The sequence below is a fragment of the Psychroserpens sp. genome (genome assembly GCF_036960315.1).
In the GTDB taxonomy this organism is placed as follows: domain Bacteria; phylum Bacteroidota; class Bacteroidia; order Flavobacteriales; family Flavobacteriaceae; genus Psychroserpens.
On record NZ_JBALVR010000001.1, the window covers coordinates 448,340 to 474,749 of the forward strand.

Below are 26,410 nucleotides of genomic sequence, written 5' to 3' on the forward strand. Positions count from 1 at the left end.
TGATCATTTACTTGCTGATAAAATTTTGTATATGCTCGTTTCATAACGCTGTAATATTTTCGCCAATGGTAATAACCCCTGTTAAAACACCTTTTTCATCAAACAGTTTATGTGCTGTCCATTCAATTTTAAGTTGCTCGCCGGTTGCCGATTTCACAAGGTTTTCAAATTTGTTGGGTAAAGCGTCCGCTAACATATCTTTCATATCCGATTCCACTTGTTCTCGATGGCCTTCAGGAATAAACAAATCAAAATAATTTCTATGGATTACATCAGTACGTTTACGTTTAAAAACTTCTTCAGCTTTGGGGTTAAACTCTATAATTTCTCCACCGGAAGACAAACCTATAATAACACTTGGCACTTTCTTTATGAATGTTTGAAGCAATACTCTGGTCTCTAGCAAGATATTTTCTGAAAGTTTACGTTGGGAAACATCTGTAAATGACACACCCACCATGTTCTTAGAGACTTTCCAAACGGTAACGTAATAATACTTATCAAATTCAACCCCATAATCTTCAAAACTACTTGATGTTCCCGTTTTGTCAACATTAGCAAATGAGGTCAGCCAATGTTCTTCTATGGTACCAATAATTGAGGATGCTTTTTTATTTATTATTTGATCCTTGGTTTTGCCAAGAAACTTTACAAAAGACAGGTTCATTTCACGAATATAAAAATCAATAGGTTTACCATGCTTATCATAAATAAGTTCTATTGTTTCCACCATTTCTGTCATCGAATCAAAAAGTTCTTGGGATTGTTTTTTAGTCTTCAACAATTCAATCTCTAGCAATTTAGATTCTGTTATATCAATAAACGTAATAACCAAACCTTCAATTTTATCATCAATAGTGCGATAAGGCATAATGCGAATGGTATAGTAAAGACCGTTTTTAGTAGAAATAGTTCTTTCTTTAAACACCAGCGTGCGCAATACTTCTTTGGCATCGCTGTTTAATTCTGGATAATTCAGATTGTTAGCCAAATCGGTAAAATTTCGACCAATATCGCTGCGTATTAATTTGAAAATGTTTGTTGCATGAAATGTGTACTGAGTTATTTTCAATTCTTTGTCTAAAAATAAAGTTGCTATTTCGCTGCTGTTTAGCAAATTATTCATATCGTTATTTATCCGTATCGAATCACTAATTTTGCTTTGAAGTTCAGCGTTCACCGTATGTAGCTCTTCGTTCAGGCTTTGCATTTCTTCTTTGGATGTGGTAAGCTCTTCATTGGTACTCTGCAATTCTTCGTTTGAGGACTGTAATTCTTCGTTGGTAGATTTTTGTTCTTCCTGCGACGTCTGCATTTCTTCGCGTGTGGTTTGCAATTCTTCAGTTAAACGTTGTATGTTTAATTCAAATTCTGTTTGTAAGGCAGAGGAAGTATCTTTTATTTTTTTATTCCGTGTCGTTTTTTGATTATCAAAAGGAACATCATTAAATATCACAATTATTTTCCCCTTTAATGACAAAGGTTTTTCTATTTGTTGAATGGTAACATCGACGATTAACGTTCCGCCATTAGTTCCTACTTTTACGTTATGCAAAATAATTTTTTCGTAATTCCGCATTGCTTTTCTAAAGGCAACAGGTAATTCGTTTAGGAGGCCTTCTCTTGCCATCGTAAAAATATTCATGCTTGCTTTACCTGCTGCTGGCGTAAGGTATTTGCCGGTATTACCGGTTAAATAAAGTATGTCGCCCATATTAGTAACGACTACGCTGGCAGGCGAAAATTGTTGTAAAAGCAAATCGTTGGCAATGGCTTCAATATTATCTAAAGTTTTAACCTTAGTTTTATTTTCTACATTATTTTTTTTAGTTTGGGAAAATGAGCTGGGGAAATTAAAAAGCTCTTCTGATTTTGGAGAACCTGTACTTTGATAAATTCGCAATTTTGAATTAACATTAGTAAAAAATTCTTTCCTATCGTTATTGGTTTCAGCAGTGCCCAATATCAGAATGCCTTTCTGATTCAAACTATAATGGAAAAGCGACAATAATTTTTTCTGTAAATCGGTATCCATATAAATTAGCATATTACGGCACGAAAGAATATCTAGCTTCGTAAACGGCGGGTCTTTAATTACGTTTTGAGGAGCAAACACCACCATTTCTCTTATTTCGGCGTTTATTCTGTATTGGTTGTCGGTTTTTACAAAAAAGCGATTCAATCGAGTTGCCGATACATCGGAAGCAATACTTGTCGGATAAATTCCTTTTCGTGCCTGTTCTATTGCATCACTATCAAGGTCGGTGGCGAATATTTGAAGGGTAAAATTCTTATCAAGTTTTGATTTTTCAACAGCTTCCTTAAAAATAATGGCCAGTGTAAATGCTTCTTCGCCGGTAGAACAGGCTGGCACCCAAGCCCTGAGTACTTGACTGTGCTGCAATTCTGCAAACATATTGGGTAAAACCTTATTTTTTAAGTGTTCCCAAACAGCACTATCGCGGAAAAAATTGGTAACACCAATTAGTAATTCATTAAAAAGAATTTCGATTTCGGCAGGGTTTTTTTGCAAAAATTTTACATAGGACGCTATTGTACTTATGAGATGAATGCTCATGCGTCTTTCGATGCGCCGATAAATCGTATTTTCTTTGTATTGCGAAAAATCGTTTCCGGTTTGTGCGCGTAAAAGAATAATTATTTTATCGAGTGAGCTACTGTCTTTTTCTAATTTAGTAATACCATTTTTTCTTATAACTATTTTGCCAATGCTTAACAGCTTCGAAGGCAATTCGTTGGCGGGAGCAATAAAATCAACAGTTACCGCTTCAATGGCATTATGCGGCATACTATCAAATTTGGCTGATTCAGGTTCTTGTACCAACACAATTCCTCCTTTTTCTTTTATTGCTTTTAATCCCAAACTGCCATCTGAACCCATACCTGAAAGAATGATTCCGATGCTTTGTTCCGAGAGGTCATCTGCAAGCGAACGGAAAAATAAATCTATAGGCAACCTCAAACCGTGTGTTTCAATCGGCTCAAATAAATGCAATGCACCTTTTAATATCGACATGCTTTTGTTTGGTGGAATTACATAAACACAATTTGGCTTAATTTTAAGGCGGTCGGTAACAATAATTACCTTCATTTCAGTAATTCGCTGCAATATCTCGGGCATCATGCCTTTATGATTGGGATCCAGGTGCTGAATGACAACAAAAGCCATTCCGCTGTCTTGGGGCATGCTTCCAAAAAACTGTTCCAAGGCTTCCAATCCGCCGGCAGATGCGCCAATACCAACAATTGGGAACTGGCCACTTTTTGAATTAATGGTCTTATCTATTAATGAATCTAATGTTTCATTAGTTGCTATTTTTCCTTTAGTTGGTTTTTTCATAGTTTTTGTTGTGAAATAACTACCAACAATTTAAGGCTATTTTAGTTAAAAAATTAGGTTAAAATGTTATTGTTTTTGCTTTGGTTATAACGTATTCACGAATGTTTAGTTATGTTGGCTAAAACTAAGTTAGTAAAGAGGAAAGGGGCCAGAGGAAAATCCCAGCTAATAATTATAAGGGTTCTTATTCGCGGGCTTTTTCGATTATCAAATTATATTAAACTAATAACCCGAAACAATTATGCAGAGTGTTACTACTCCAAAAAAGATAGCAATCAGTTTTAAGGTCATCACTTAGGGGTTCTTCACCTATTTAAGTGAATAAACCAATTTAACTATACGAAGTTGGCTTCCAATATTTATAGTAAAAGCGCGTTCAATAATATCCTTGAGCTCTTTAATGTTTCCTGGCCGTTTAGAAGCATTAACCAGTTCTAAGCCACTTTTACTAACTGATTTTATTTACTCATTAACTTAATGATTATATTTACTTAAGATTAAGTTTAATGTTCATATTGCCTGAAAACTAACTTGGAAATTTATCCCTAATCTTGTCTAAACACAAATTGTGAATGCTCCCAATATGAGAATGTTCTTTTCCTAAATCTGGTTGATAGGTGCCATCTTGCACCTGACTACCAATTTTTTGATAGGCATCTCTGAAAGGCATCCCTTCAACTACTAAATTATTAATACTGTCTACTGTAAACAAGTATTTGTACTTGTCATCGTTGAGGTCAATGTCTTTTACAATGATTTGTTGAATAGCATAATTAAAGATGTCTAGAATGTCTTTTACATCTTCAAAAGCATTGATGATATTCTCTTTCAATAACTGGAAATCTCTATGGTAACCACTTGGTAAGTTGTTTGTGATTAATAGCATTTCAGTATGTAATGCTTGGATTTTATTACACTTACCTCTAATGAGTTCAAAAACATCAGGATTCTTTTTATGTGGCATAATGCTACTTCCAGTCGTCAATTCATCAGGAAAGCCGATAAAACCAAAATTCTGACTCATATACAAACAAATATCCATGGCAAAACGTGACATGGTATTACATAATCCGCCAAGAGCACTAGCAATTGCGCGTTCACTTTTTCCTCTACTTAATTGTGCAGCAACTACATTATATTTCAAGGTTGAAAAGCCAAGTTCCTTTGTAGTTATATCTCTATCAATAGGAAATGAGCTCCCATAGCCAGCAGCTGAGCCTAATGGGTTTTGATCAACAATTTTTGAAACGGCGTTGAGCACATACACATCATCGATTAATAATTCGGCATAGGCAGAGAACCACAATCCAAAGGAAGAAGGCATAGCTACTTGTAAATGCGTGTAGCCAGGTATTAATTGGGATTTATGAGTTTGAGCTAAACCTAAAAGCGTATCGAAAAACATTTTTGTTTTATCGTTAATCTGCTTTAGGTTGTCTTTGTAATATAGCTGAAGTGCTACCAATACTTGATCGTTTCTCGAACGTGCTGTGTGGATTTTCTTTCCGACGTCGCCTAATGTTTTTGTGAGCTCAAATTCAATTTTTGAATGTACATCTTCAAAAGAATCTTCAATAACAAAACTCCCATTTTCAATAGATTCTGATTGCGATAGTAATTCTTTTTTTAATTGCGCTAACTCTTCCGAAGTTAATATGCCAATCGATTCTAACATAATCGCATGTGCTAATGAGGCTTGTACATCATATTTGGCAATATGTATATCTATTTCTCTGTCATTACCAACAGTAAATTGTTCTATTTTTTTGTCGATTGAAAATCCTTTATCCCAAAGTTTCATGTTTTCTGTGGTTTAATCGTTTAATTGTGAAATTGTTGAAGTGTTTAAACGATTACTCGATTTAACAATTCAATATATATTTTAATCCCTTCTTCAATTTCAGCGAGATAAATAAATTCATCTGCTGTATGCGAACGCGTACTATCTCCTGGGCCAAGTTTTAATGATGAACAAGTCAAAACGGATTGATCTGATAAAGTTGGTGAGCCGTAAGTTTCTCTTCCCAGTTCGATACCAGCTTTTACCAAGTCGTGATGCATAGGAATTGATGAAGAATTCAATCTTAAACTCCGCGCTTCAATACTTGTACATGGTGATTTTTTAGTCAGAATATCTGCAATGTCCTGATTACTGTATTTGTCATTCACACGAACATCAATCACTAAGTCCACTTCTGAAGGAACCGCATTGTGCTGTTTACCAGCATTAATTTGTGTGACTGTCATTTTTACATCGCCTAATACCGGTGATTTTTTTTCAAACTTAAAATCCTGAAACCATTTTAAGACATCAATAGTATTGTAAATCGCATTATCAGTATTGGGATGAGCAGCGTGGCTGGCTGTTCCTTTTACTTTAGCATCAAAAACCACCAAGCCTTTTTCGGCAATGGCTAAATTCATTAATGTAGGCTCTCCAACAATAGCAACATCTACATTTGGAATGACAGATAACATGCTATTTAAACCATCTGGGCCGCTACTCTCTTCTTCAGCCGAAGCAACAATTACCAAATTGTAATTTAGATTTTTCTGGCTATAGAAATGCGTAAACGTCGCAATTAAAGACACCAAACAACCACCAGCATCATTACTTCCTAAACCATATAATTTTCCGTCTTCAACAATGGCTTTTAATGGATCTTTGGTGTAACCGTTATTGGGTTTTACAGTGTCGTGATGTGAGTTAAGTAATAATGTTGGTTTCTTCTCATCAAAATGTTTATTGGTTGCCCAAACGTTATTTTTGGTTCTTTTGAAAGGAATCTTATACGTTGAAAACCAATTTTCGATTAACAAAGCTGTGTTATCTTCTTCCGAAGAAAATGACTGCGTTTCTATGAGCTGTTTCAATAAAGCAATAGCTTCTGTTGTAAGTCTTTCTATCATTTTTGAATGGTTGTATAAAGTGAATGAGTTTTAAAAAGCATGTCTGGTTTTCCTATACATACTTTGTCTACATTATTGTTTATAGCATGAAAGCAATTGTTTAGTTTTGGTAGCATCCCATCTGCGATAATGCTAGCGTCAATTAATCTTGTATAGGTTTCGGTATTTATGTTTTCAATTACTGAATTTTCATCAGTAATATCTTTTAAAACACCATTTTTTTCAAAACAATAATACAATTCTGTTTTAAAGTGTTTTGCAAAACCAACAGCCAATTCTGAAGCGATCGTATCTGCATTAGTATTTAATAATTGTCCGTTTTTATCATGAGTAATGGCACAAAAAACAGGAGTGATGTTATGATGCAAAAGAACTTCTAATATTTTTGTATTCACCTGTTTGATGTCGCCTGCAAAGCCATAATCTATTGGTTTAGCAGGTCTTTTTACTGAAACAATAGAGTTTCCGTCAGCACCAGAAAACCCAATGGCATTACAGTTGTTTGCTTGTAATTGAGCGACAATGGTTTTGTTAATTTTTCCAGCATATACCATGGTGATGATATCTAAAGTGTCTTTATCTGTGATACGTCTACCTTCATTCATTTGTACTGGAACATTCATTTTTTGAGCCAATTGCGTAGCTAGTTTTCCACCGCCATGAACCAATAATTTCGGGCCTTCAAGCTGTGCAAACTGACTTAGAAAAGATGCCAATGCTTTACCGTCGTCAATAATGTTTCCACCTATTTTTATGATTTTTAGTGTTTTCATTTTATAGGTTTTCTAATAGTTGCTTCAATACGACTTGTGCCGCAAAGGTTCTATTGTTAGCTTGTTGTATCACAACAGATTGATTGCCATCTAAAACAGCATCTTCAACAACGACATTTCGTCTCACAGGTAAGCAATGCATAAATTTTGCTTTGCCTAATTTTTCTTTGGTCATCATCCATTTCGCATCTTGATTTAGAATCTTCCCATAGTCATTATAACTGCTCCAGTTTTTTACATAGACGAAATCGGCATCTTGTAAAGCGGCTTCTTGGTTGTAATTTATAGGTGTGTTTTGAGTGATTTCAGTATTAAGTTCATAACCTTCAGGATGCGTAATGCAGAAATCGACATCTAAATGCTGCATCATTTCAATAAACGAATTAGCAACCGCTTGTGGTAAAGCTTTTGGGTGAGGAGCCCAAGACAACACCACTTTTGGTGTCTTTTTTTCTGTTAATTCTGAAATGGTAATCGCATCAGCCAAAGCTTGCAATGGATGGGCTGTGGCAGATTCCATGTTTACAATAGGAACCGTTGCATATTTTTTGAAGCTATTCAGAATATATTCCGATTCATCTTTGGCTTTATCTTGTAAACTCGGAAATGCTCTAACCGCAATCATATCTGCATATTGAGAAATGACTTGAGCGGCTTCTTTAATGTGTTCTGATTTGTCCACATTCATAACAGTGCCATCTTCAAACTCTAAATTCCATGCGTCATTAACATTGAGAATCATCACGTCCATTCCTAAATTTTTTGCTGCTTTTTCTGTGCTTAAACGTGTACGCAAGCTCGAATTAAAAAACAGCATGACTACAGTTTTGTGTTGCCCTAATTTTGAATACTCAAAAGGGTTCATTTTTAATAAAATGGCTTCCTTTATGAGTTCTGAAATGTTCGGTATATCTTTTAAAGTTGTGTAATTTTTCATGTTAAATTAGTTCTTTTTGTAACGCATCAAAAAAGCTATCAATATGTTTTTTCTGAACCGTTAGTGGTGGAAGAATTCTAATTAGGTTTGTGTTTTTTGCGCTTCCTGTAAAAATGTGATGTTTAAAAAGTAAACTCTTTCGAAGTTCGGAAATTGGAAAATCAAATTCCAATCCTAACATTAATCCTCTTCCTTTAATAGCTTTTAGTTTTGGTAATTCTTTTGCTTTCTCCCGAAAATAATCTGAGATGTCTGAAGCATTCTGCATCAGGTTTTCTTCTTCAATGACATCTAATACAGAAAGTGTTGCAGCGCAGGCTAAATGATTTCCGCCAAACGTAGTTCCAAGTAAACCATAAGACGCTTTAATTGAAGCATGAATTAAAATTCCACCAACTGGAAATCCATTCCCCATACCTTTAGCAATTGAAATAATATCTGGTGTAATATTGTATTTTTGAAAGGCGAAAAAATCACCTGTTCTACCAAAACCCGATTGCACTTCATCTGCAATAAAACATGTATTGTATTTTTTACAAAGCATGTCAATTCCTTCATAAAATTCTGCTGTGCTTTCATCTAATCCACCAACACCTTGAATGCATTCGATAATGACGGCACATGTTTTGTTTTGTTTTAGGATTTCTTCTACGGAATCTAAATCGCCTAACTCTACAAAATCCACATCTTGCTGAGCGTTTATTGGTGCGACTATTTTGGGATTATCTGTTGCTACGACAGCTGCAGAGGTTCTTCCGTGAAAGGAATTTTTAAAAGCTAAAATTTTGGTTTTACCATTATGAAACGAGGCTAGCTTTAATGCGTTTTCATTGGCTTCAGCGCCAGAATTGCATAAAAACAACTGGTAGTCTTTGCATCCAGATAATACTTCTAACTTATCGGCTAATTGGGTTTGCAAGGGATTTTGAACGGCATTACTATAAAAGCCTAATTGTTCAACCTGATTAGAAATTGCAGACACATATTTTGGATGTGAATGCCCAATAGAAATCACAGCATGACCACCATAAAGATCGAGATACTCGACATCATTATCGTCGTAAACGTAAACATCTTTTGCGCTTACTGGTGTGACATTATATAATGGATAGACATTAAATAAACTCATATCTGTTCCTTTTTAATATTGTTGATTTTATTGAATGAAGCCACCATTCCTTGTATTAAAGACGAGCTCAATCCTTTGTGTTCCATTTCATTTAAACCTTCTATGGTACAGCCTTTTGGAGTGGTTACTCTGTCTATTTCTTCTTCTGGATGATCGCCATTTGTTATTAATAAATTGGCAGCACCTTCACTAGTAAACATCGCTAATTCTTGAGCTTCTTTAGCATCAAAGCCTAACTGGATTGCTGCTTGAGTTGTAGCGCGTATCAACCGCATCCAAAAAGCAATTCCACTAGCGCAAACCACTGTTGCTGCTTGCATTTGAGATTCTGGAATCGCTAACGTGTGACCAAGTCTATTGAAAATAGCTTCAGCAACTTTAATACGCTTCTCTCCTTTTTTATTACTACATAAACAGGTCATAGATTTACCAACAGCAATCGCTGTATTTGGCATAGCTCTAATAATAAACTGATCGCTACCAACTTGAGTTTCAATTTTTGGAATTAAGAACCCTGTAATGGTTGAAATCAATACGTGATTTTCATTGAGATAGGGTTTTACGTCATTTAAAATCTGTTCAAAATGTGCTGGTTGTACTGCGAAAATTAATATATCAGACTGTTTTACAGCTTCAGTGTTATCAGTGGTCAATACAACATTATTATAGCCTTCAAATTCCTGAATATCACTCAAGTTTCGTTTTGTTAAATACAATGTGGTAATAGCATTGTTGGTAATCAACCCTTTTGCGATAGACTTTCCTAGATTTCCTGTTCCTATAATTGCGATTTTCATTTTTGTGTTTTTATTGTCTTTAAATGTAAAATGTGTTCGCATTAAAAAATGCTCGGTTCACAAGTGCTATTTTTAAAAATAATTAGCTTTAAGTTTTAATCCTTCTGTTTCATCTAAACCAAAAGCTAAATTCATATTCTGAATGGCTTGTCCGGAAGCCCCTTTTAATAGATTATCTATAATGCTTGTAACTAGCAGCTTGTTATTGTGTTTATGCAAATGAATGATACATTTATTCGTATTAACTACTTGCTTTAAATGAATGTCTTCATCTGAAACAAATGTAAAAGCGGCATCTTCATAATACGTTTTATAGAGCGTTTTGGCATCCTCAAGAGTACCTTCAAATGCAGTGTAGGCTGTAGCAAAAATACCTCTAGAGAAGTTGCCGCGATTTGGCATAAAATGAATTTCTGAATTAAAACTATGTTGCAGCTGACACACCGTTTGATTAATTTCTCCTAAATGCTGATGTGTAAAAGGTTTGTAATGCGAAAAGTTGTTGTCTCGCCAAGTGAAATGAGTAGTTTTAGATAGCGATGTTCCTGCTCCAGTAGCTCCAGTAACTGCATTGATGTGAACATCTTCTGTAATTAAATTTGCATCAGCTAATGGCAATAATGCCAATTGAATCGCAGTAGCAAAACATCCTGGATTTGCGATATAATTTGCTTTTTTGATGGCTTCTTTTTGTAATTCTGGTAAACCGTAAACAAAGTCGTTTCCATTAAAATCCTTATCAGGTTCTAATCTAAAATCATTACTTAGATCGATGATTTTTGTATCCTTCGAAAACGTATGTTGTTCTAAAAATTCTTTGGAGTTTCCGTGACCTAAACATAGAAATAATACATCTACATTCGGGTTGATTTCACTGGTAAACCCCATTTCAGTAGAGCCAATTAAATCTTGATGTACTTTATGGATTTTATTGCCAGCATTGGATGTGCTATATACAAAATCGATGGTTGCTTGTTTGTGATTTAGTAATAATCTAATCAATTCTCCTGCTGTGTAGCCAGCTCCTCCAATAATTCCCGCATTAATCATAATTCTGAATTTACCTGTTGATAGATTTTGTTTTGGTTGCCATTTATTTTAATGAAACCTTTAGCTTCATCGGCAGTCCAACCTTTGTTTTCTTCACCATAACTTCCAAATTTGGCATTCATTAAATCGTGTTTTGATTTGATGCCATCCAAACTGAAATGATAAGGTTTTAAAGTCACCACAACATCGCCAGAAACTTTATCTTGACTACTTTGTAAAAACGCTTCCATATCTCGCATCACAGGATCTAAATATTGTCCTTCGTGTAAATGCATGCCGTAGAAATTCGATAAATAATCCTTGTGTTGTAATTGCCATTTGGTCAAGGTGTGCTTCTCTAATAAGTGGTGCGCTTTAATAATGATTAATGCTGCAGCAGCTTCAAAACCAACTCTGCCTTTAATACCAATAATGGTGTCGCCAACATGAATGTCTCTTCCTATAGCGTAAGCAGAAGCCAAATGATTCAATAATTCTATATTCTTTTCCGGTGCATTTGAAGTTCCGTTTAATGCGATTAATTCGCCTTTTTCAAAAGTTAGTGTTACTTTATCTTCACCTTCTTTTTCTAATTGCGAAGGATAAGCAGATTCCGGTAATGGTTTTTCAGAAGTTAATGTTTCTTCTCCACCAACACTAGTTCCCCAGAGTCCTTTATTGATTGAGTACTTGGCTTTGTTCCATGACGCGTCTATACCATTAGCAATAAGATAATCGATTTCTTGTTGTCTAGTTAACTTCCCATCTCTTATAGGAGTGATGATTTCGATTTCTGGTGCTAAGGTTTGAAAAATCATATCAAAACGAACCTGGTCGTTTCCGGCCCCTGTGCTTCCATGAGCAATATACTTCGCATCTATGCTTTTTGCATATTGGACAATTTCTATCGCTTGAATGATACGTTCTGCGCTTACCGACAAAGGGTAGGTGTTATTTTTGAGTACATTTCCGAAGATTAAATACTTAATGACTTTATCATAGTATGACGCAATAGCATCAATGTTTTTATAAGTTGATACACCCATTTTATAGGCGTTGCTTTCAATAGTTTTGATGTCGCTGGAAGAAAAACCGCCAGTGTTTACGCTTACAGCATGAACATCATAACCCGCTTTACTTAAACTTACAGCGCAATATGATGTGTCTAATCCGCCACTATATGCAATTACTAATTTGCTCATTTTTTATCTTTTTTTAGAAACATTGACTGTTTGATGTTTTTCAATCTTGTCCATACTTTTTTATCATAATTATGTTCTGCAGTTTTGGATTCCTCTTTTTTAGAAGGATCATAGAGCATGCCAGTACACAAACACATTTTTTGTTCAGTTCTAGTTAAGACGTCGAAATTTTTACAGGTTTGACAGCCTTTCCAAAAGGATTGATCATCAGTTAATTCTGAAAACGTCACAGGTTTATAGCCTAAGTCGCTATTCATTTTCATAACGGCTAAACCAGTTGTAATACTAAATACTTTGGAATCTGGAAATTTAATTCTAGAATGTTCGAAAACTACTTTTTTAATTTGTTTGGCTAGACCTTTATTTCTATAATCTGGATGTACAATCAATCCAGAATTAGCAACAAATTTTCCATGGCCCCAAGCTTCGATATAACAAAAGCCAGCGAATAGATCTCCATCTAAGGCGATCACAGCATTACCGTTTTCCATTTTGGTAATGATGTATTCTGGTTTTCGCTTGGCGATTCCTGTACCTCTAATTTGTGCGGCATCAGCAATAGTTTCGCAAATAATGTCTGCGTAAATACTATGTGATTTATCAGCAATAACAATTTTCATTGTAATTGATTTTTTAATTAAAAAATATGATTTATTTTTTTCGAAATCAGAACCGGACTCACCTAAGTTCTATAAATAGATATATGCCCTTACGGGCGACGCGGAAAAAAGCGGCGTACAAGACTTGAATTATCTGTTGAGATAATTAGCGTTTGTAAATGATATTCGAAAGTTGAGTTGTACACAATAATATAATAAAAATGAATATAGAGTTTGATGCTAAACTGTAGAATTAGCGACGGCGTTTGACCAAATTAAGTGCTGTGGGTCTCGGTGTTCTATATTTGTGTTTTAGTGTAAACATATGGCTAAACTACATATTAAATTATTAACTACAATAGGAATTTTATTCTTTTCTATAAGAATTATGAATTTCTAAAAAAACGACTTTCAAATTGTATATATCTCATTTATAAGCTGTTTTATTTAAAGAATATAATCAGTGTTTACAAAGTTTGACGCTCTGGAGTCTAATAAATCTGTTAAAATAGCATTGTTATAATCGTTGTCTTTTGATGCTAAAAAAGTTCTAATTGAGAATGAACGTAATGCATCATGAACACTCAAAGTTGCAACGGCAGAATCTTTTCGACCTGTAAACGGATATACATCTGGTCCACGTTGACAAGAACTATTTAAATTCACGCGGCAAACTAAATTTACTAGAGTGTCAATCAATGGTGCTAATGTTTTGACATCTTTACCAAATAAACTCACTTGTTGTCCATAGTTTGATGCGGCCATATCATCTAAAGGTTCTTCAATATCAGAAAACGGAATTACTGGAATTACTGGTCCGAATTGTTCTTCTTCATAAACGCGCATGTCTTTAGTTACTGGATAGAGAACTGCAGGAAAAATATAATTTTCTGTAGTATCTCCACCTTTTGAATTAATAATTTTTGCGCCTTTTTCAGTGGCATCATCAATTAATTCTTGAATATATGCTGGCTTATCTGGTTCTGGTAGAGGTGTTAATTTTACACCATCTTCCCAAGGATTCCCAAATTTTATTGCATCTACCTTTTTAGAAAAACGTGTATTGAACTCATCAACAATTGCTTCGTGTACATAGAGTACTTTGAGTGCTGTACAACGTTGTCCATTAAAGGAGGTTGTTCCAGCAATACATTCACTTATGGCTAAATCTAAATCGGCATCTTGTAATACAATCGCTGGATTCTTGGCTTCTAAGCCTAGAACCATACGCAAACGATTACTTTTTGGATGTTCGTTTTGTAAGGCATTAGCCGACTTACTATTTCCAATTAATGCTAGTACATCAACTCTACCATCTTTCATTATTGGAGTAGCTATTGTTCGTCCTCTTCCGTAGATAATATTGACAACCCCTTTTGGAAAACTGTTTTGGAATGCTTCTAATAAAGGTGATAGTAATAATACTCCAAATTTTGCGGGTTTAAAAACGGCTGTATTCCCCATAATTAAAGCAGGAATCAAAAGCGCAAAGGTTTCATTCAGCGGATAATTGTAAGGTCCTAAACACAATACTACACCAAGAGGTCCTCTTCTAATATGAGCATTTACACCAGAATTTTTTTCAAATTTTGCACTATTACGATCCATTTGCTTGTAATCTTCAATGGTGTCGTAGATGTATTCAACGGTTCTATCGAATTCCTTTTCTGAATCTGGTAAATTTTTACCAATTTCCCACATCAATAGTTTGACAACTTCCTCACGCTTAGTTTTCATTTGTTCTACAAACTTTTCCATACAAGCGATACGATCTACAACTTTCATTGTTGGCCATAAGCCTTGTCCTTTATTGTAGGCATCTACAGCAGCATCAAGCGCCTCTAAAGCTTCTTCTTTACCTAGAGTTGGAATAGTACCTAATAGTGTTGGTTTGTAATCTTCTGTTGAAGAAATTGTTGAGTAAACTTCAGAAGTGTCTCCAGTCCAAGATTTAAGTTCACCTCCTACTAAATAAGTGTTTTGGTTAACTGTTTCTTTGATTTGATACTGTTCAGGAATGTTCATATAATGTTTCATTTAAACTAAGAATTGAAATAAATCGGGTTTATCGTTAAGATAATCTCCATAAAAATTATGGAGTTTCATTTTAGTAATTAAAGGTTGTAAGTCGCTTGGGGATTTTAATTGCAAACCAACGACGGCAACATCATTTTCTCGGTTTGCTTTTTTAGTGTATTGAAAATGTGTGATATCATCGGATGGACCTAAAATATCCCCTACAAAATCTCTCAAAGCGCCTGCGCGTTGTGGAAATTTTATGATGAAATAATGTTTAAGATTGGCATAGAGTAAGGCACGTTCTTTAATTTCTGCAGTACGTGTAATGTCGTTATTGCTTCCGCTAATAACGCATACCACATTTTTACCTTTTATTTCTTCGGAAAACTGCTCTAATGCAGAAAGACTCAGAGCGCCAGCAGGCTCAACAACGATGGCTTCTTTATTATATAAATCCAAAATAGTCTGACAAATCTTGCCTTCATCTACTGTGACAACACGATGTAATGTCTCTTTGCAAATCGCAAAATTCAAATCGCCAACGCGTTTAACAGCAGCACCATCTACAAAACTGTCTATGGATTTTAATTCGGTATTTTTATTTGCTCTAATAGAAGTTAACATGGAAGGTGCTCCTTTTGGTTCCACACTAATAATTTTGGTTTGAGGTGATAAAATTTTAAAAACAGACGACAATCCTGCTGCAAGTCCACCACCACCAACAGGCACAAATACGTAATGAATAGGATGAGCTTCGGCTTGATCTATAATTTCTAAACCTACGGTAGCTTGGCCTTCAATAACTTTTTCGTCATTAAAAGGATGAATAAATGTTTTATTTAAACGCTCACATTCTTCAATTGCTGAATGATATGCATCATCAAAGGTGTCACCAACTAAAACGACTTCAACATAATCTTCACCAAACATTTTTACCTGTTCAATTTTTTGATTAGGTGTTGGTGAAGGCATAAAAATAGTGCCTTTTATTTTTAAAAGTTTACAGGAAATCGCTACACCTTGTGCATGATTTCCTGCGCTTGCACATACAATTTCATTTTCAATTTGAGTTGTACTCAAGGATGAGATTTTATTGTAAGCACCACGAATTTTATAAGAGCGCACTTCTTGTAAATCCTCTCTTTTAAAATAAACATTTGCGTCAAACTGTTTTGAGTACTGTGCGTTTCTAATTAAAGGTGTAACCGAAGCAACCCCTTTAAGTTTTTCAGCAGCAGCCTCAATTGCTTTTAGTGTTGGCTTGTATGTGGTGTCTGTTATCATAATTATGCTAAAACCGAATCTTCAATAGTTGTCGTTTTAATTACCTTCATTGCTGTCATAGCAGCTCGTAAACGTTGTCCTACAGCTTCGATTGGATGATTTCTGATGTCATCATTTACAGTAATTAATTCTATGTTATCCACACCATTAGTATCAGAAAATGACTTTCCTATAATAGAGGTGTCAACAGTTTTCATAAAATCAGTTAATAAGGGTTTGCACGCATGATCAAATAAGTAGCAACCATATTCTGCCGTATCAGAAATGACTCTATTCATTTCAAATAATTTCTTTCTTGCAATAGTATTTGCTATTAATGGTAATTCGTGCAAGGACTCATAGTAAGCAGAATCTTCAATAATTCCGGCACTTACCATAGTTTCGAAAGCTAGTTCAACTCCAGATTTTACAAAAGCTACTAATAATACACCATGATCAAAATATTCTTGTTCGCTAATATGCTCTGATGTTAAAGTTGTTTTTTCAAAAGCTGTTTCACCAGTAGCTGCTCTCCATTTTAATAAGTTTGCATCATCATTTGCCCAATCTTCCATCATAGTTTCAGAGAAATGACCAGAAATAATATCATCCATATGCTTTTCAAATAATGGACGCATGATATCTTTTAATTCTTCAGATAATTGGTAAGCTTTTATTTTTGATGGATTAGATAATCGATCCATCATATTTGTAATTCCGCCATGTTTTAAAGCTTCGGTAATTGTTTCCCAACCAAACTGAATTAATTTTGCAGCATAACCAGGTTCGATACCTTCTTCAACCATTTTATCAAACGATAAAATCGCTCCTGTTTGTAGTAAACCACATAGAATAGTTTGTTCTCCCATTAAATCCGATTTTACTTCAGCAATAAAAGACGATGCTAATACACCAGCTCTATGACCTCCTGTTGCTGCTGCATAAGCTTTCGCTTGTGCCCAACCTTTGCTTTCTGGATCATTTTCTGGATGTACAGCAATTAATGTTGGTACTCCGAATCCACGTTTATATTCTTCACGAACTTCGGTTCCTGGGCATTTTGGTGCGACCATAATTACGGTTAAATCCTCGCGAATTTTAGTGCCTTCTTCTACGATGTTAAATCCATGAGAATAGCTTAATGTCGCTCCTTTTTTCATTAAAGGCATTACCGTTTTCACAACGTTTGTGTGTTGTTTGTCTGGTGTTAAGTTTAAGACTAAGTCGGCATTAGGAATTAGCTCCTCATAAGTTCCAACATTAAAACCGTTACTTGTCGCATTCTTATAAGAATCACGTTGTTCATCAATTGCAGCTTGACGTAATGTATAAGAAATATCTAATCCAGAATCTCTCATGTTTAAGCCTTGGTTAAGACCTTGTGCGCCACAACCTACAATTACGATTTTCTTTCCTTTTAGTGCGTTTACACCATCTTCAAATTCTGAAGCATCCATAAAATGACACTTTCCTAATTGCTCTAATTGTTCTCTTAATGGTAGTGTGTTAAAATAATTTGACATTGTTTTAATTTTTAATGTTGAAATGCTTCTAGCATTGTTGAAATTTTCATTTCGTCTCTAGTGATTGCAATACGTCCTGAACGTGTAAATTGCATAATACCAAAGACACTTAATTTTCTGTATAATAATTCTATTTCTTGCGTTCTGCCTGATTTTTCAAGAACGAAAAAGTCTTTGTTTACCGTGACGATCCTAGCATTACTTTCTTTAATAATATTCTGAATTTGACGTTCATCAAATAGCAAATCTGATTTGATTTTGAACAAGCACGACTCTTGATAAATTGTGTCTTCCTCAGAATGATAATAGGCTTTAATAACTTCGACTTGTTTTTCAATCTGGCCGATGACTTTTTTAATTTGTTCTTCTGAAATTTCAATTAGAATCGTAAATTTTGAAACGCCTTCAATTTCAGAAACTGAAGTGTTTAAGCTCTCTATATTAATTTGTCTACGCTGAAAAATTGCCGAAATACGATTAAGAAGTCCGATGTTATTTTCAGTGTAAATAGAAACGGTGTATATGTTTTTTTCTTGGCTCATTTTTTATGCTTTAATTTACTCTAATCTCATATCTGAAACACTAGCTCCTGTTGGTATCATTGGAAACACATTACCTTCCTTTTCTACGCAAACTTCTAAAAAATAAGGGCCTTCGCAATCAATCATGTCTTTTACTGCGTCTTTTAATTCGTCTCTTTTAGTCACTTTTTTTGCATCGATATGATAGCCTTTGGCAATCGCAACAAAATCTGGGTTCACCATTTCTGTTGATGCATAACGCTTATCGAAAAATAGTTCTTGCCATTGACGTACCATTCCGAGGAACTCATTATTCAATACCACAATTTTCACAGGAACTTTCTGCTGAAAAATAGTACCTAATTCTTGTATGGTCATTTGGTAACCGCCGTCTCCAGCAATCATAACAACCTCTCTGTCTGGTGCTGCCATTTTTGCTCCAATTGCTGCTGGTAATGCAAACCCCATAGTTCCTAAACCACCTGAAGTAATATTACTTTTAGTTGTATTGAATTCAGCATAACGACAGGCGATCATTTGGTGCTGACCAACATCACTAACTATAGCTGCTTCACCTTTGGTTTGTATATTGATTTCTTTCAATACTTCTCCCATGGTCAAACCTTCTTTTGTAGGGTATAAGTCATTTTTAATAACTTTTTCGTATTCAATTTTGTATAAATCTTTGAACTTTTGATGCCATTCATCATGAGAATTTTCATTTAGTAAAGGCAGTAAAGCACTCAAACGTTCTTTAGCGTCTCCTAAAACAGCAACATCCGTTTTTACGTTTTTATCAACTTCGGCAGGATCGATTTCAAAATGTACCACTTTAGCTTGCTTTGCGTAGCTGGCTAGATTTCCTGTAACACGATCATCAAAACGCATTCCGATGGCAATTAAAACATCACATTGATTAGTTAATACGTTGGGCGCATAATTTCCGTGCATACCAACCATACCAACATTTAAATCATGAGATGATGGAATTGCAGAAGCGCCTAAAATAGTCCAAGCCGATGGTAATCCAGCTTTTTCAATAACGGCTTTAAACTCCTCTTCAGCTTCGCTTAAAATTATGCCTTGTCCCCAAACGACCATTGGTTTCTTTGCGTTATTGATTAATTCGGCAGCAGCTTTTAGAGTGTTTTCATCAGTTTCTGGGACTGGTTTGTAGCTTCTAATCCCTGTACATTTTTTATATGTAAAGTCAAATTCTTCAAACTGTGCATCCTTAGTAACGTCAATTAAAACTGGACCTGGTCTTCCGCTTTTAGCGATATAAAATGCCTTGGCAAACACCTCAGGAATTTGCGAAGCTTTTGTAATTTGGTGATTCCATTTGGTGACAGGGGTTGAGATTCCAACGATATCCGTTTCTTGAAAGGCGTCGCTTCCTAATAAATGTGAGCCGACTTGACCAGTGATACAGACCATTGGTGTTGAGTCAATTTGAGCATCTGCAATACCAGTAATTAGATTGGTAGCTCCTGGGCCAGATGTCGCTATGGCTACACCAACTTTTCCGGAAATTCTTGCATAACCTTGTGCAGAATGTGTTGCACCTTGTTCATGACGTGTTAAGACATGATGAATTTTATCTTGGTATTTATACAGTTCGTCATAAACTGGCATGATTGCGCCTCCAGGATAGCCATAAAGGATGTCAACTCCTTCGGCTAATAAACATTTTATAATGGCTTCACTACCAGAAATACGCTCTGTTGTTTGCGTACTATTTGTTTGATTTTGTATGGTTTGAGTTTCTTTCATCTGCTCTTTCTTTTAAAATTCATCAGTAACACATCCTTTTGATGCTGATGACACTGTTTTTGCGTATTTATATAGGACACCACGTTCAAATTTTAATTCTGGTGCTTTCCATTTTTGACATCTTTTTTGCAGTTCTAATTCGGAAACTTCAACAGAAATAGAATTGGTTTCTGCATCGATAGATATGATATCCCCATCTTTTACTAAAGCAATAGTTCCACCTTCTTGGGCTTCTGGAGTGATGTGTCCAACGACAAAACCATGTGTTCCTCCTGAGAATCTTCCGTCGGTAATTAAAGCGACATCTTTACCTAAACCTGCTCCCATAATAGCGGCAGTGGGTTTTAGCATTTCTGGCATTCCAGGACCGCCTTTTGGGCCTTCATAACGAATGACGACGACATCTCCTTTCTTAACTTCTCCATCGCGAATTCCATCATTTGCAGCATATTCACCTTCAAAGACTTTGGCTTTTCCTCTAAAACTAAGTCCTTCCTTTCCTGTGATTTTTGCGACGCTTCCTTCGGTTGCTAAATTTCCGTAGAGCATTCTTAAATGCCCAGAAATTTTAATCGGTTTTTCTATTGGTTTTATGACGTCTTGACCTTCAGTTAAATCGGCAACATCCAATAAGTTTTCGGCTATGGTTTTGCCAGTAACGGTTAAACAGTCACCATGAATTAAGCCCTTTTTTAGAAGGTATTTTAATACTGCAGGGATTCCTCCAACGGCGTGAACATCTTCCATGAGATATTTCCCGCTAGGTTTTAAATCGGCTAGAAACGGTGTATTGTCACTTATTTTTTGAAAATCTTTAAGCGTGAAATCAATTTGAGCAGCTCTTGCAATAGCTAAAAAGTGTAACACAGCATTTGTTGAGCCTCCTAATATGGTAACTAAGCGAATGGCGTTTTCTAATGACTTTCTGGTGATGATATCTGAAGGTTTAATGTCTTTTTCGAGTAAAAGTCTTAAGGCTTCACCAGCTCTAATAGATTCGTGTTTCTTTTCATCACTCAAAGCGGGATTAGAAGAATTGAATGGTAATGTCATTCCTACAGCTTCAATTGCCGAAGCCATTGTATTTGCTGTGTACATGCCTCCACAAGCGCCAGCTCCGGGACAAGCTTTTTCAACGATATTCTGAAATTCATTTTCAGTCATTGTTCCTGCAACCTTACTTCCCCAGGCTTCAAAAGCAGAAACCACATCTAGTTTTTTTCCGTTATGACAACCTGAATCTATTGTTCCTCCATAAACTAAAATAGAAGGACGATCTAAACGAATCATGGCCATTAATGCTCCTGGCATGTTCTTGTCACAGCCAACAACAGTTATTAGTCCGTCATAACTCATGGCTTGGACTACAGTTTCCATTGAATCTGCAATAATATCACGAGATGGAAGTGAATAACGCATCCCAGGTGTTCCCATAGAAATACCATCACTTACACCAATGGTGTTAAAGATTAAGCCAATAATGTCTTCATTTTTAGTGCCTTCTTTGACCAGTTTGGCAAGGTCATTAAGATGCATATTGCAAGGATTACCTTCATAACCTGTACTTGCAATTCCTACAATAGGTTTGTAAAAATCTTCTTTAGTTAACCCAATAGCATGCAGCATTGCTTGAGCAGCTGGTTGTGTTGGATCTTGTGTGACTGTTTTGCTGTATTTATTTAATTCGCTCATAGTTTTATTTTGGCAAAATCATTTGCTAGGATTAAAATTACTTGTTGTGCTACGTTTTGCTCTTAGTGTTTTTGTTGTTAAGCTAAATCCAATAGGATCGACATGTGGCTAAGTGCTTGTTAATTAATTAGTTAGAATGGTATTAATATGATGTTCAATTGCTTAAATTTTTCAATAAAAAAGACTGAATCTATTTGATACAGGCTTAGATTTATGAAATATCACTCTGTATCAACTAACTAGAGTTTAGAATGACGCTGCTTTTATGGCTGCATGGTTGCCAGGTTCTGAAGGTGATGGTATTGCCGAAGTGTTATTTGGTGATTATAATTTTAAAGGAAAGTTGCCACATTCTTGGCCTAAATCAGTTGAAGGTTTTACAGGAAAGTATGGGCAGAATTTTTGGGATCCATCAATTAGACCATTGTTTGACTATGGTTATAGTCTGAGATAGTTCAATAAAACGCTAGAATAGTTTAATATTTTTTTTCGAGAACAAGTTAATCTGATATCCTGTTGGACATTCAGCTTTCATTTTTTCTTTTTCAAAGGAGGTGTTCCAATTCCTTAACGTTTTGTTAAACTCTGTTAACAAGGGTTAATTACCGTAACAATATTAAAACACCATCGTCTATACAGTATAAACAGTCAAATATTAAAACCATGAGAACATTACATAACAATAAAATTACAGGAACAACAAACACAACGAAAACCTTTGTTTGGAATTCGAAAAGACGTCACAACTAAACTAATAGTAAAACCATCAACCCATATAAAATTAACATCATGAGAACACTAAACACGAACAGAATTACAGCCACAACAAATACCACTAAAACATTTGCTTGGAATACAAAAAGACGTTACAGTTAGTAAACGGGTTATCTGTAGATAACACATCAATCAAAACAATCAGTAAACACCCTTGTTAATTTAAATTTTCAAGGGTGTTTATTTTTAATTCCATTCTGGTCATATTTAAAATATTTCTCCTTTAAATTTTCTTAGCCGATTTATTAGCACGCGATGTTCTTAGTTCTTACTTCCATAAAGTAAATCATCAAATGTAGCACAACGGTAAGTCTAAAAAGCGTTTGCCGCTTTTTAGACATTGTCAGTAATTTATTTTTATTCTTCCAAAGCCAGATATGATATATCTCTTGAAAGAGAAAATGCGTTTTGACGAGTTCCAAAACTATTGGATAAAACAGCAGTCACAATTTTATGGTCTAAATAAATAGAAAAGAAAGAGCTAGTTCCTGGTTGAGTACCTCCATGTTGGATGATTCTGCCATATTTTACGTCATCGTATACAGCCCAGCCAAAACCATACGGGTCATCACCAATGGCTGGTGCCATATCATCAGTTGCATTTATCATCATGTCCAAAGTAGCGCTTTCAATGAACTTATTATGCAGAACGGCCTCTCCAAATTTGAGCAAATCTTTGGCGGTAGATTGAATGCCTCCTGCCGGATATATAATGCTTAAATCAGTTTTTGGGCTTTTTATATATGTGGATTTTACTTTTAAATAGAGTTGGGATTTGTTCCTATAGTCTTGTCCAGATTCTTCTAGGCTTGTATTCGACATTCCCGCTATATCCCATATATTTTTTTTCATATATTCTCCATAACTCATTTGAGATACTTTTTCAATTATTGCCCCTAAGACGGTATATCCATAAGAAGAATACATGAATTCAGTTCCGGGTTCAAACTCAAGATCATTATCCTTAAAAGCATCTAAGGCATCTGTCAACGTCGTATAATGTGTGAACGAAAGTGCATCCCATTTTGATGAATAATGAGAAATTCCAGAAGTGTGCTTTAGTAGATGTCTTATTGTGATGTCCCCTTCAGCTTTTTTTGGAAATTCCTTTACATAAGTTTGAATAGGTGTATCTAAATCAAGCATACCTTTTTCGTACAGTTGCATAATTGCAATAGCAGTCATTGGTTTAGTAATAGAAGCTATTCTTCCCAGCATGTTGCTTTTGGTTATTTTTTGATCACTTTTATCAGTAAAACCTGCGCCACTTATATAAGTTCCGCAATTTTCTATATACAATCCTGCAGTAACTCCCAAAAAGTTATTGGAAGCCATATGTTCATTAATTATTTCATTCGCTTTACTTTCCAATTCACTATTTACAGCAAAATGTTGTTCTTCACAATTAAAATTAATTTCACTTTTGGCTTCAGGGATTTCGACTTGACTAAACGGATTGAAAGATAGGGGTTCAATAATCCAAGTAACTCCTAGCGTTAGAATTAAAATAATTAATAATAATATTTTTCTTTTTTTCATTAGTTATCTTTAAAGGTAATTTAAATCAGACGACATAATACTCTTTTTGTTACTATGGAATAATTACACAACTGTGTTTATCTATGATATGTTTTTATATTTATTATATAAAATATAAATTCATCTGTATCTATAGATAGGTGTGAGGTTAGCTACACGAGCGCAAAAACTAAGTTATGTTGTCCCTGATTTTGGCTCTTATAAAAACCAAAAAAGCCTCAAATCATTTGTTTTCAAATGTTTAAGACTTTTTGATGGTGGTGCCTCCAGGAATCGAACCAGGGACACAAGGATTTTCAGTCCTTTGCTCTACCAACTGAGCTAAGGCACCAGTTGCATAAAAATGCGAGTGCAAATATAGACTCATTTTTAATATTCACAAAAAGAAACTATAAAAATTTGAACTTATTATTTGATTCCTATCACAAATCATTGATTTCAATCTAAATAATGTTATATTTTGGTTAATTACTACCCTGTTTTGAAGCTTCATTTTGTAGTTTTAACGTTTTAAATTACTTATGAATTTAATTGTTGACGTTGGTAATACCTTTGTGAAGTTTGCGGTTTATAAACAAAGTAAGCTTATAGAGAAGGTTGTTGGAGAGCTTAAGAATTTTGAAAACTTGGTATTTGAGGTGCTTAAAGATCATCCAGATATTAATCAAGGCATTGTTTCTTCCGTAGGAAAATTAGAAAAATCACAGATTAAGGCTATAGAGACTAAGATTAAGGTGATTGAATTGTCTCATAAACTAGAACTTCCTTTTAAAAATTTATATGCTACACCCAAAACACTGGGCGTTGATCGCATCGCTTTGGTGAGTGCTTCAGTTGAACAATTTCCAGATAATAATGTGCTTATTATAGATGCCGGTACATGTATTACCTATGATTTTATAAATACGAAAAACGAATACTTAGGAGGTGCTATTTCTCCAGGTATTAGATTAAGATATAGAACGCTCAATGATTTAACTGCTAATTTACCGTTATTAGAAACTGAAATCCCACAAGAAATTCTGGGGAACTCTACAGAAAATTCAATTCATTCAGGTGTGGTTTTTGGCGTTTTAAAGGAAATTGATGGTGTAATTGATGATTATGTTAAAGAATATTCAGATTTAACAGTTATTTTAACAGGAGGAGACGCCAAATTTTTGTCAAACCAATTAAAAAATAGCATATTTGCGAATTCAAATTTTCTTTTGGAAGGCTTAAATTTTATATTGGAATATAACTCGAAATAATGATAAAAAAACTTGTAATAGTTTTAATTGCTTTTTTTGCGCTGCAATCGTATGGCCAAGAGGGTACTGCTTCTCCATATTCGTTCTACGGAATTGGAAGTTTAAAATTTAAAGGTACAGTCGAAAATAGAAGTATGGGTGGGTTAAGTATCTATACCGATAGTATTCATGTTAATCTGCGTAATCCAGCAGCATATGCAGGACCTAATCTTACGAGATGGAATGAAGAAAATCGTCCTATAAAATTTTCGGTGGCGGCAAGTCATAGTAGCTTGAACTTAAAGGCAGATTCTGGAGAGTCAAAAGTGAGTTCTACGACTTTCGATTATCTGGCGCTCTCAATACCAATGGGTAAATTCGGCTTTGGATTTGGTTTAGTGCCTTATACATCAGTAGGATATAAACTAGAAGATATCGATGATGATGTGCTTCAAAACAGATATAGAGGTGAAGGTGGCGTCAATAGAGGATTTTTTGGCTTGGGTTATCAAATCACAAAAAAAATAAGCTTTGGTGTTGATGTTAATTATAACTTCGGAAATATCCAAAATAGTGCCATTGAGTTCTTATATGATGATGAAGGTGATCCTGTACAACACCAATCTAGGGAAAGTAATCGGTCTGATTTAAGCGGACTCAGTTATAATCTTGGACTGACATACAAATCCATGATTTCTGAAAAATTAGAACTTCAAGCTGGTTTAACCTATTCACCTAAGAGTGATTTATCATCTATTAACGAACGTTCATTTGCGACAATAATCATTAACCAAACAACAGGACAAGAATTTGTAATTAATGAGTTTGATGCTGATTTAGAGGGCGATGGCCTTGCTGAAACAGATTTAACACTACCTTCCAGGTTTTCCTTTGGAGCAGGAATAGGAGCGCCAAAAAAGTGGTTTTTAGGAGCCGAATATACACGTCAAAACACAAGTGAGTTTTCAAATCCAATTGTTTCAATAGAAAACGCTAATTTTGTAAATGCCTCGAAGGTGTCTGTTGGAGGTTTCTTTGTTCCAGATTATTCATCGTTTTCTAAATATTGGAAACGAGTAACCTATAGAGCTGGTTTTCATTTTGAGAATACAGGTCTAGAGATTAATAACCAAACTATTAATGAGTTTGGCATGTCTTTTGGAGTAGGATTACCAGTTGGGAATATTTTCTCAAATGCTAACATTGGTTTTGAGTTCGGACGAAGAGGAACGACAGACCAAAACTTGATAGAAGAAAACTTTTTCAACTTTAATTTGAGTCTGTCATTAAACGATAGATGGTTCCAGAAATTAAAATATAACTAACGTAAAATAAAAGAA

The 26,410-nt window shown here is 34.9% G+C and carries 20 protein-coding genes and 1 tRNA gene; 3 read left to right on the forward strand and 18 right to left on the reverse strand.

What is annotated here, in order from left to right; all coding sequences use genetic code 11:
• Window positions 1-40: 40 nt before the first annotated feature.
• The 16 genes from V7719_RS01980 to ilvD all read right to left on the reverse strand — a co-directional run bounded on the left by V7719_RS01980 (window position 41) and on the right by ilvD (window position 21,528).
• Window positions 41-3,361 (reverse strand): chemotaxis protein CheB, encoded by a 3,321-nt coding sequence (locus V7719_RS01980; RefSeq protein WP_335728178.1) that lies wholly within the window; start codon window positions 3,359-3,361, stop codon window positions 41-43.
• A 526-nt stretch (window positions 3,362-3,887) separates the two neighbouring features.
• Window positions 3,888-5,162, reverse strand: coding sequence for an argininosuccinate lyase (gene argH, locus V7719_RS01985; protein ID WP_335728179.1), 1,275 nt, complete (start codon window positions 5,160-5,162; stop codon window positions 3,888-3,890).
• Window positions 5,163-5,206: 44 nt separating this feature from the next.
• On the reverse strand, window positions 5,207-6,271 hold the full coding sequence (locus V7719_RS01990; protein ID WP_335728180.1) for a M20 family metallo-hydrolase: 1,065 nt from the start codon (window positions 6,269-6,271) through the stop codon (window positions 5,207-5,209).
• Window positions 6,268-7,044 (reverse strand): acetylglutamate kinase, encoded by a 777-nt coding sequence (gene argB / locus V7719_RS01995; RefSeq protein ID WP_335728181.1) that lies wholly within the window; start codon window positions 7,042-7,044, stop codon window positions 6,268-6,270. Before argB ends, V7719_RS01990 begins: the two co-directional genes overlap by 4 nt.
• Before the next feature lies 1 nt (window position 7,045).
• Window positions 7,046-7,981, reverse strand: a complete 936-nt coding sequence (locus V7719_RS02000; RefSeq protein WP_335728182.1) for an acetylornithine carbamoyltransferase — start codon at window positions 7,979-7,981, stop codon at window positions 7,046-7,048.
• 1 nt (window position 7,982) lies between these two features.
• The gene (locus V7719_RS02005) at window positions 7,983-9,110 is read right to left on the reverse strand and encodes an aspartate aminotransferase family protein (protein WP_335728183.1); all 1,128 of its coding nucleotides are present in this window, start codon (window positions 9,108-9,110) and stop codon (window positions 7,983-7,985) included.
• A complete protein-coding gene (proC, locus tag V7719_RS02010) occupies window positions 9,107-9,907 on the reverse strand; it encodes a pyrroline-5-carboxylate reductase (RefSeq protein ID WP_335728184.1) in 801 nt (266 codons plus the stop codon). The genes V7719_RS02005 and proC overlap by 4 nt, the downstream gene beginning before the upstream one ends.
• 72 nt (window positions 9,908-9,979) lie before the next feature.
• Complete coding sequence (argC, locus tag V7719_RS02015; RefSeq protein ID WP_335728185.1) at window positions 9,980-10,957, reverse strand: N-acetyl-gamma-glutamyl-phosphate reductase; 978 nt, start codon at window positions 10,955-10,957, stop codon at window positions 9,980-9,982.
• Complete coding sequence (locus tag V7719_RS02020; protein ID WP_335728186.1) at window positions 10,954-12,138, reverse strand: argininosuccinate synthase; 1,185 nt, start codon at window positions 12,136-12,138, stop codon at window positions 10,954-10,956. The genes argC and V7719_RS02020 overlap by 4 nt, the downstream gene beginning before the upstream one ends.
• Window positions 12,135-12,758, reverse strand: coding sequence for a GNAT family N-acetyltransferase (locus V7719_RS02025; RefSeq protein ID WP_335728187.1), 624 nt, complete (start codon window positions 12,756-12,758; stop codon window positions 12,135-12,137). Before V7719_RS02025 ends, V7719_RS02020 begins: the two co-directional genes overlap by 4 nt.
• Window positions 12,759-13,184: 426 nt before the next feature.
• Window positions 13,185-14,774 (reverse strand): NADP-dependent glyceraldehyde-3-phosphate dehydrogenase, encoded by a 1,590-nt coding sequence (locus V7719_RS02030; RefSeq protein ID WP_335728188.1) that lies wholly within the window; start codon window positions 14,772-14,774, stop codon window positions 13,185-13,187.
• Window positions 14,775-16,040 carry a threonine ammonia-lyase IlvA gene (ilvA, locus tag V7719_RS02035; protein WP_335728189.1) on the reverse strand — a complete coding sequence of 422 codons (1,266 nt, stop codon included), beginning with the start codon at window positions 16,038-16,040 and terminating at the stop codon, window positions 14,775-14,777. It lies immediately after the preceding gene.
• Window positions 16,041-16,042: 2 nt separating this feature from the next.
• Window positions 16,043-17,542 (reverse strand): ketol-acid reductoisomerase, encoded by a 1,500-nt coding sequence (ilvC, locus tag V7719_RS02040; RefSeq protein WP_335728190.1) that lies wholly within the window; start codon window positions 17,540-17,542, stop codon window positions 16,043-16,045.
• A gap of 11 nt (window positions 17,543-17,553) precedes the next feature.
• The gene (gene ilvN, locus V7719_RS02045) at window positions 17,554-18,084 is read right to left on the reverse strand and encodes an acetolactate synthase small subunit (protein WP_335728191.1); all 531 of its coding nucleotides are present in this window, start codon (window positions 18,082-18,084) and stop codon (window positions 17,554-17,556) included.
• Between the two features lie 15 nt (window positions 18,085-18,099).
• Complete coding sequence (gene ilvB, locus V7719_RS02050) at window positions 18,100-19,836, reverse strand: biosynthetic-type acetolactate synthase large subunit (protein ID WP_335728192.1); 1,737 nt, start codon at window positions 19,834-19,836, stop codon at window positions 18,100-18,102.
• A gap of 12 nt (window positions 19,837-19,848) precedes the next feature.
• Window positions 19,849-21,528: a dihydroxy-acid dehydratase gene (ilvD, locus tag V7719_RS02055; protein WP_335728193.1), complete on the reverse strand. Its 1,680-nt coding sequence runs from the start codon at window positions 21,526-21,528 to the stop codon at window positions 19,849-19,851.
• A gap of 265 nt (window positions 21,529-21,793) precedes the next feature.
• Here ilvD and V7719_RS02060 point away from each other — a divergent pair, with 265 nt between their 5' ends.
• Window positions 21,794-21,982, forward strand: a complete 189-nt coding sequence (locus V7719_RS02060) for a glycoside hydrolase family 3 C-terminal domain-containing protein (protein WP_335728194.1) — start codon at window positions 21,794-21,796, stop codon at window positions 21,980-21,982.
• A 677-nt stretch (window positions 21,983-22,659) separates the two neighbouring features.
• Here the strand turns inward: V7719_RS02060 and V7719_RS02065 are convergent.
• Entirely contained in the window at window positions 22,660-23,841 is a 1,182-nt protein-coding gene (locus V7719_RS02065) for a serine hydrolase domain-containing protein (RefSeq protein ID WP_335728195.1), read from the reverse strand.
• A gap of 255 nt (window positions 23,842-24,096) precedes the next feature.
• Window positions 24,097-24,172 (reverse strand) — tRNA-Phe (locus V7719_RS02070).
• 190 nt (window positions 24,173-24,362) lie between these two features.
• Between V7719_RS02070 and V7719_RS02075 the strand changes: the two genes are divergently transcribed.
• Both V7719_RS02075 and V7719_RS02080 read left to right on the forward strand, forming a co-directional pair.
• A complete protein-coding gene (locus V7719_RS02075; protein ID WP_335728196.1) occupies window positions 24,363-25,091 on the forward strand; it encodes a type III pantothenate kinase in 729 nt (242 codons plus the stop codon).
• Window positions 25,091-26,395 carry a hypothetical protein gene (locus tag V7719_RS02080; protein ID WP_335728197.1) on the forward strand — a complete coding sequence of 435 codons (1,305 nt, stop codon included), beginning with the start codon at window positions 25,091-25,093 and terminating at the stop codon, window positions 26,393-26,395. Before V7719_RS02075 ends, V7719_RS02080 begins: the two co-directional genes overlap by 1 nt.
• The last annotated feature ends 15 nt before the right edge of the window (window positions 26,396-26,410 follow it).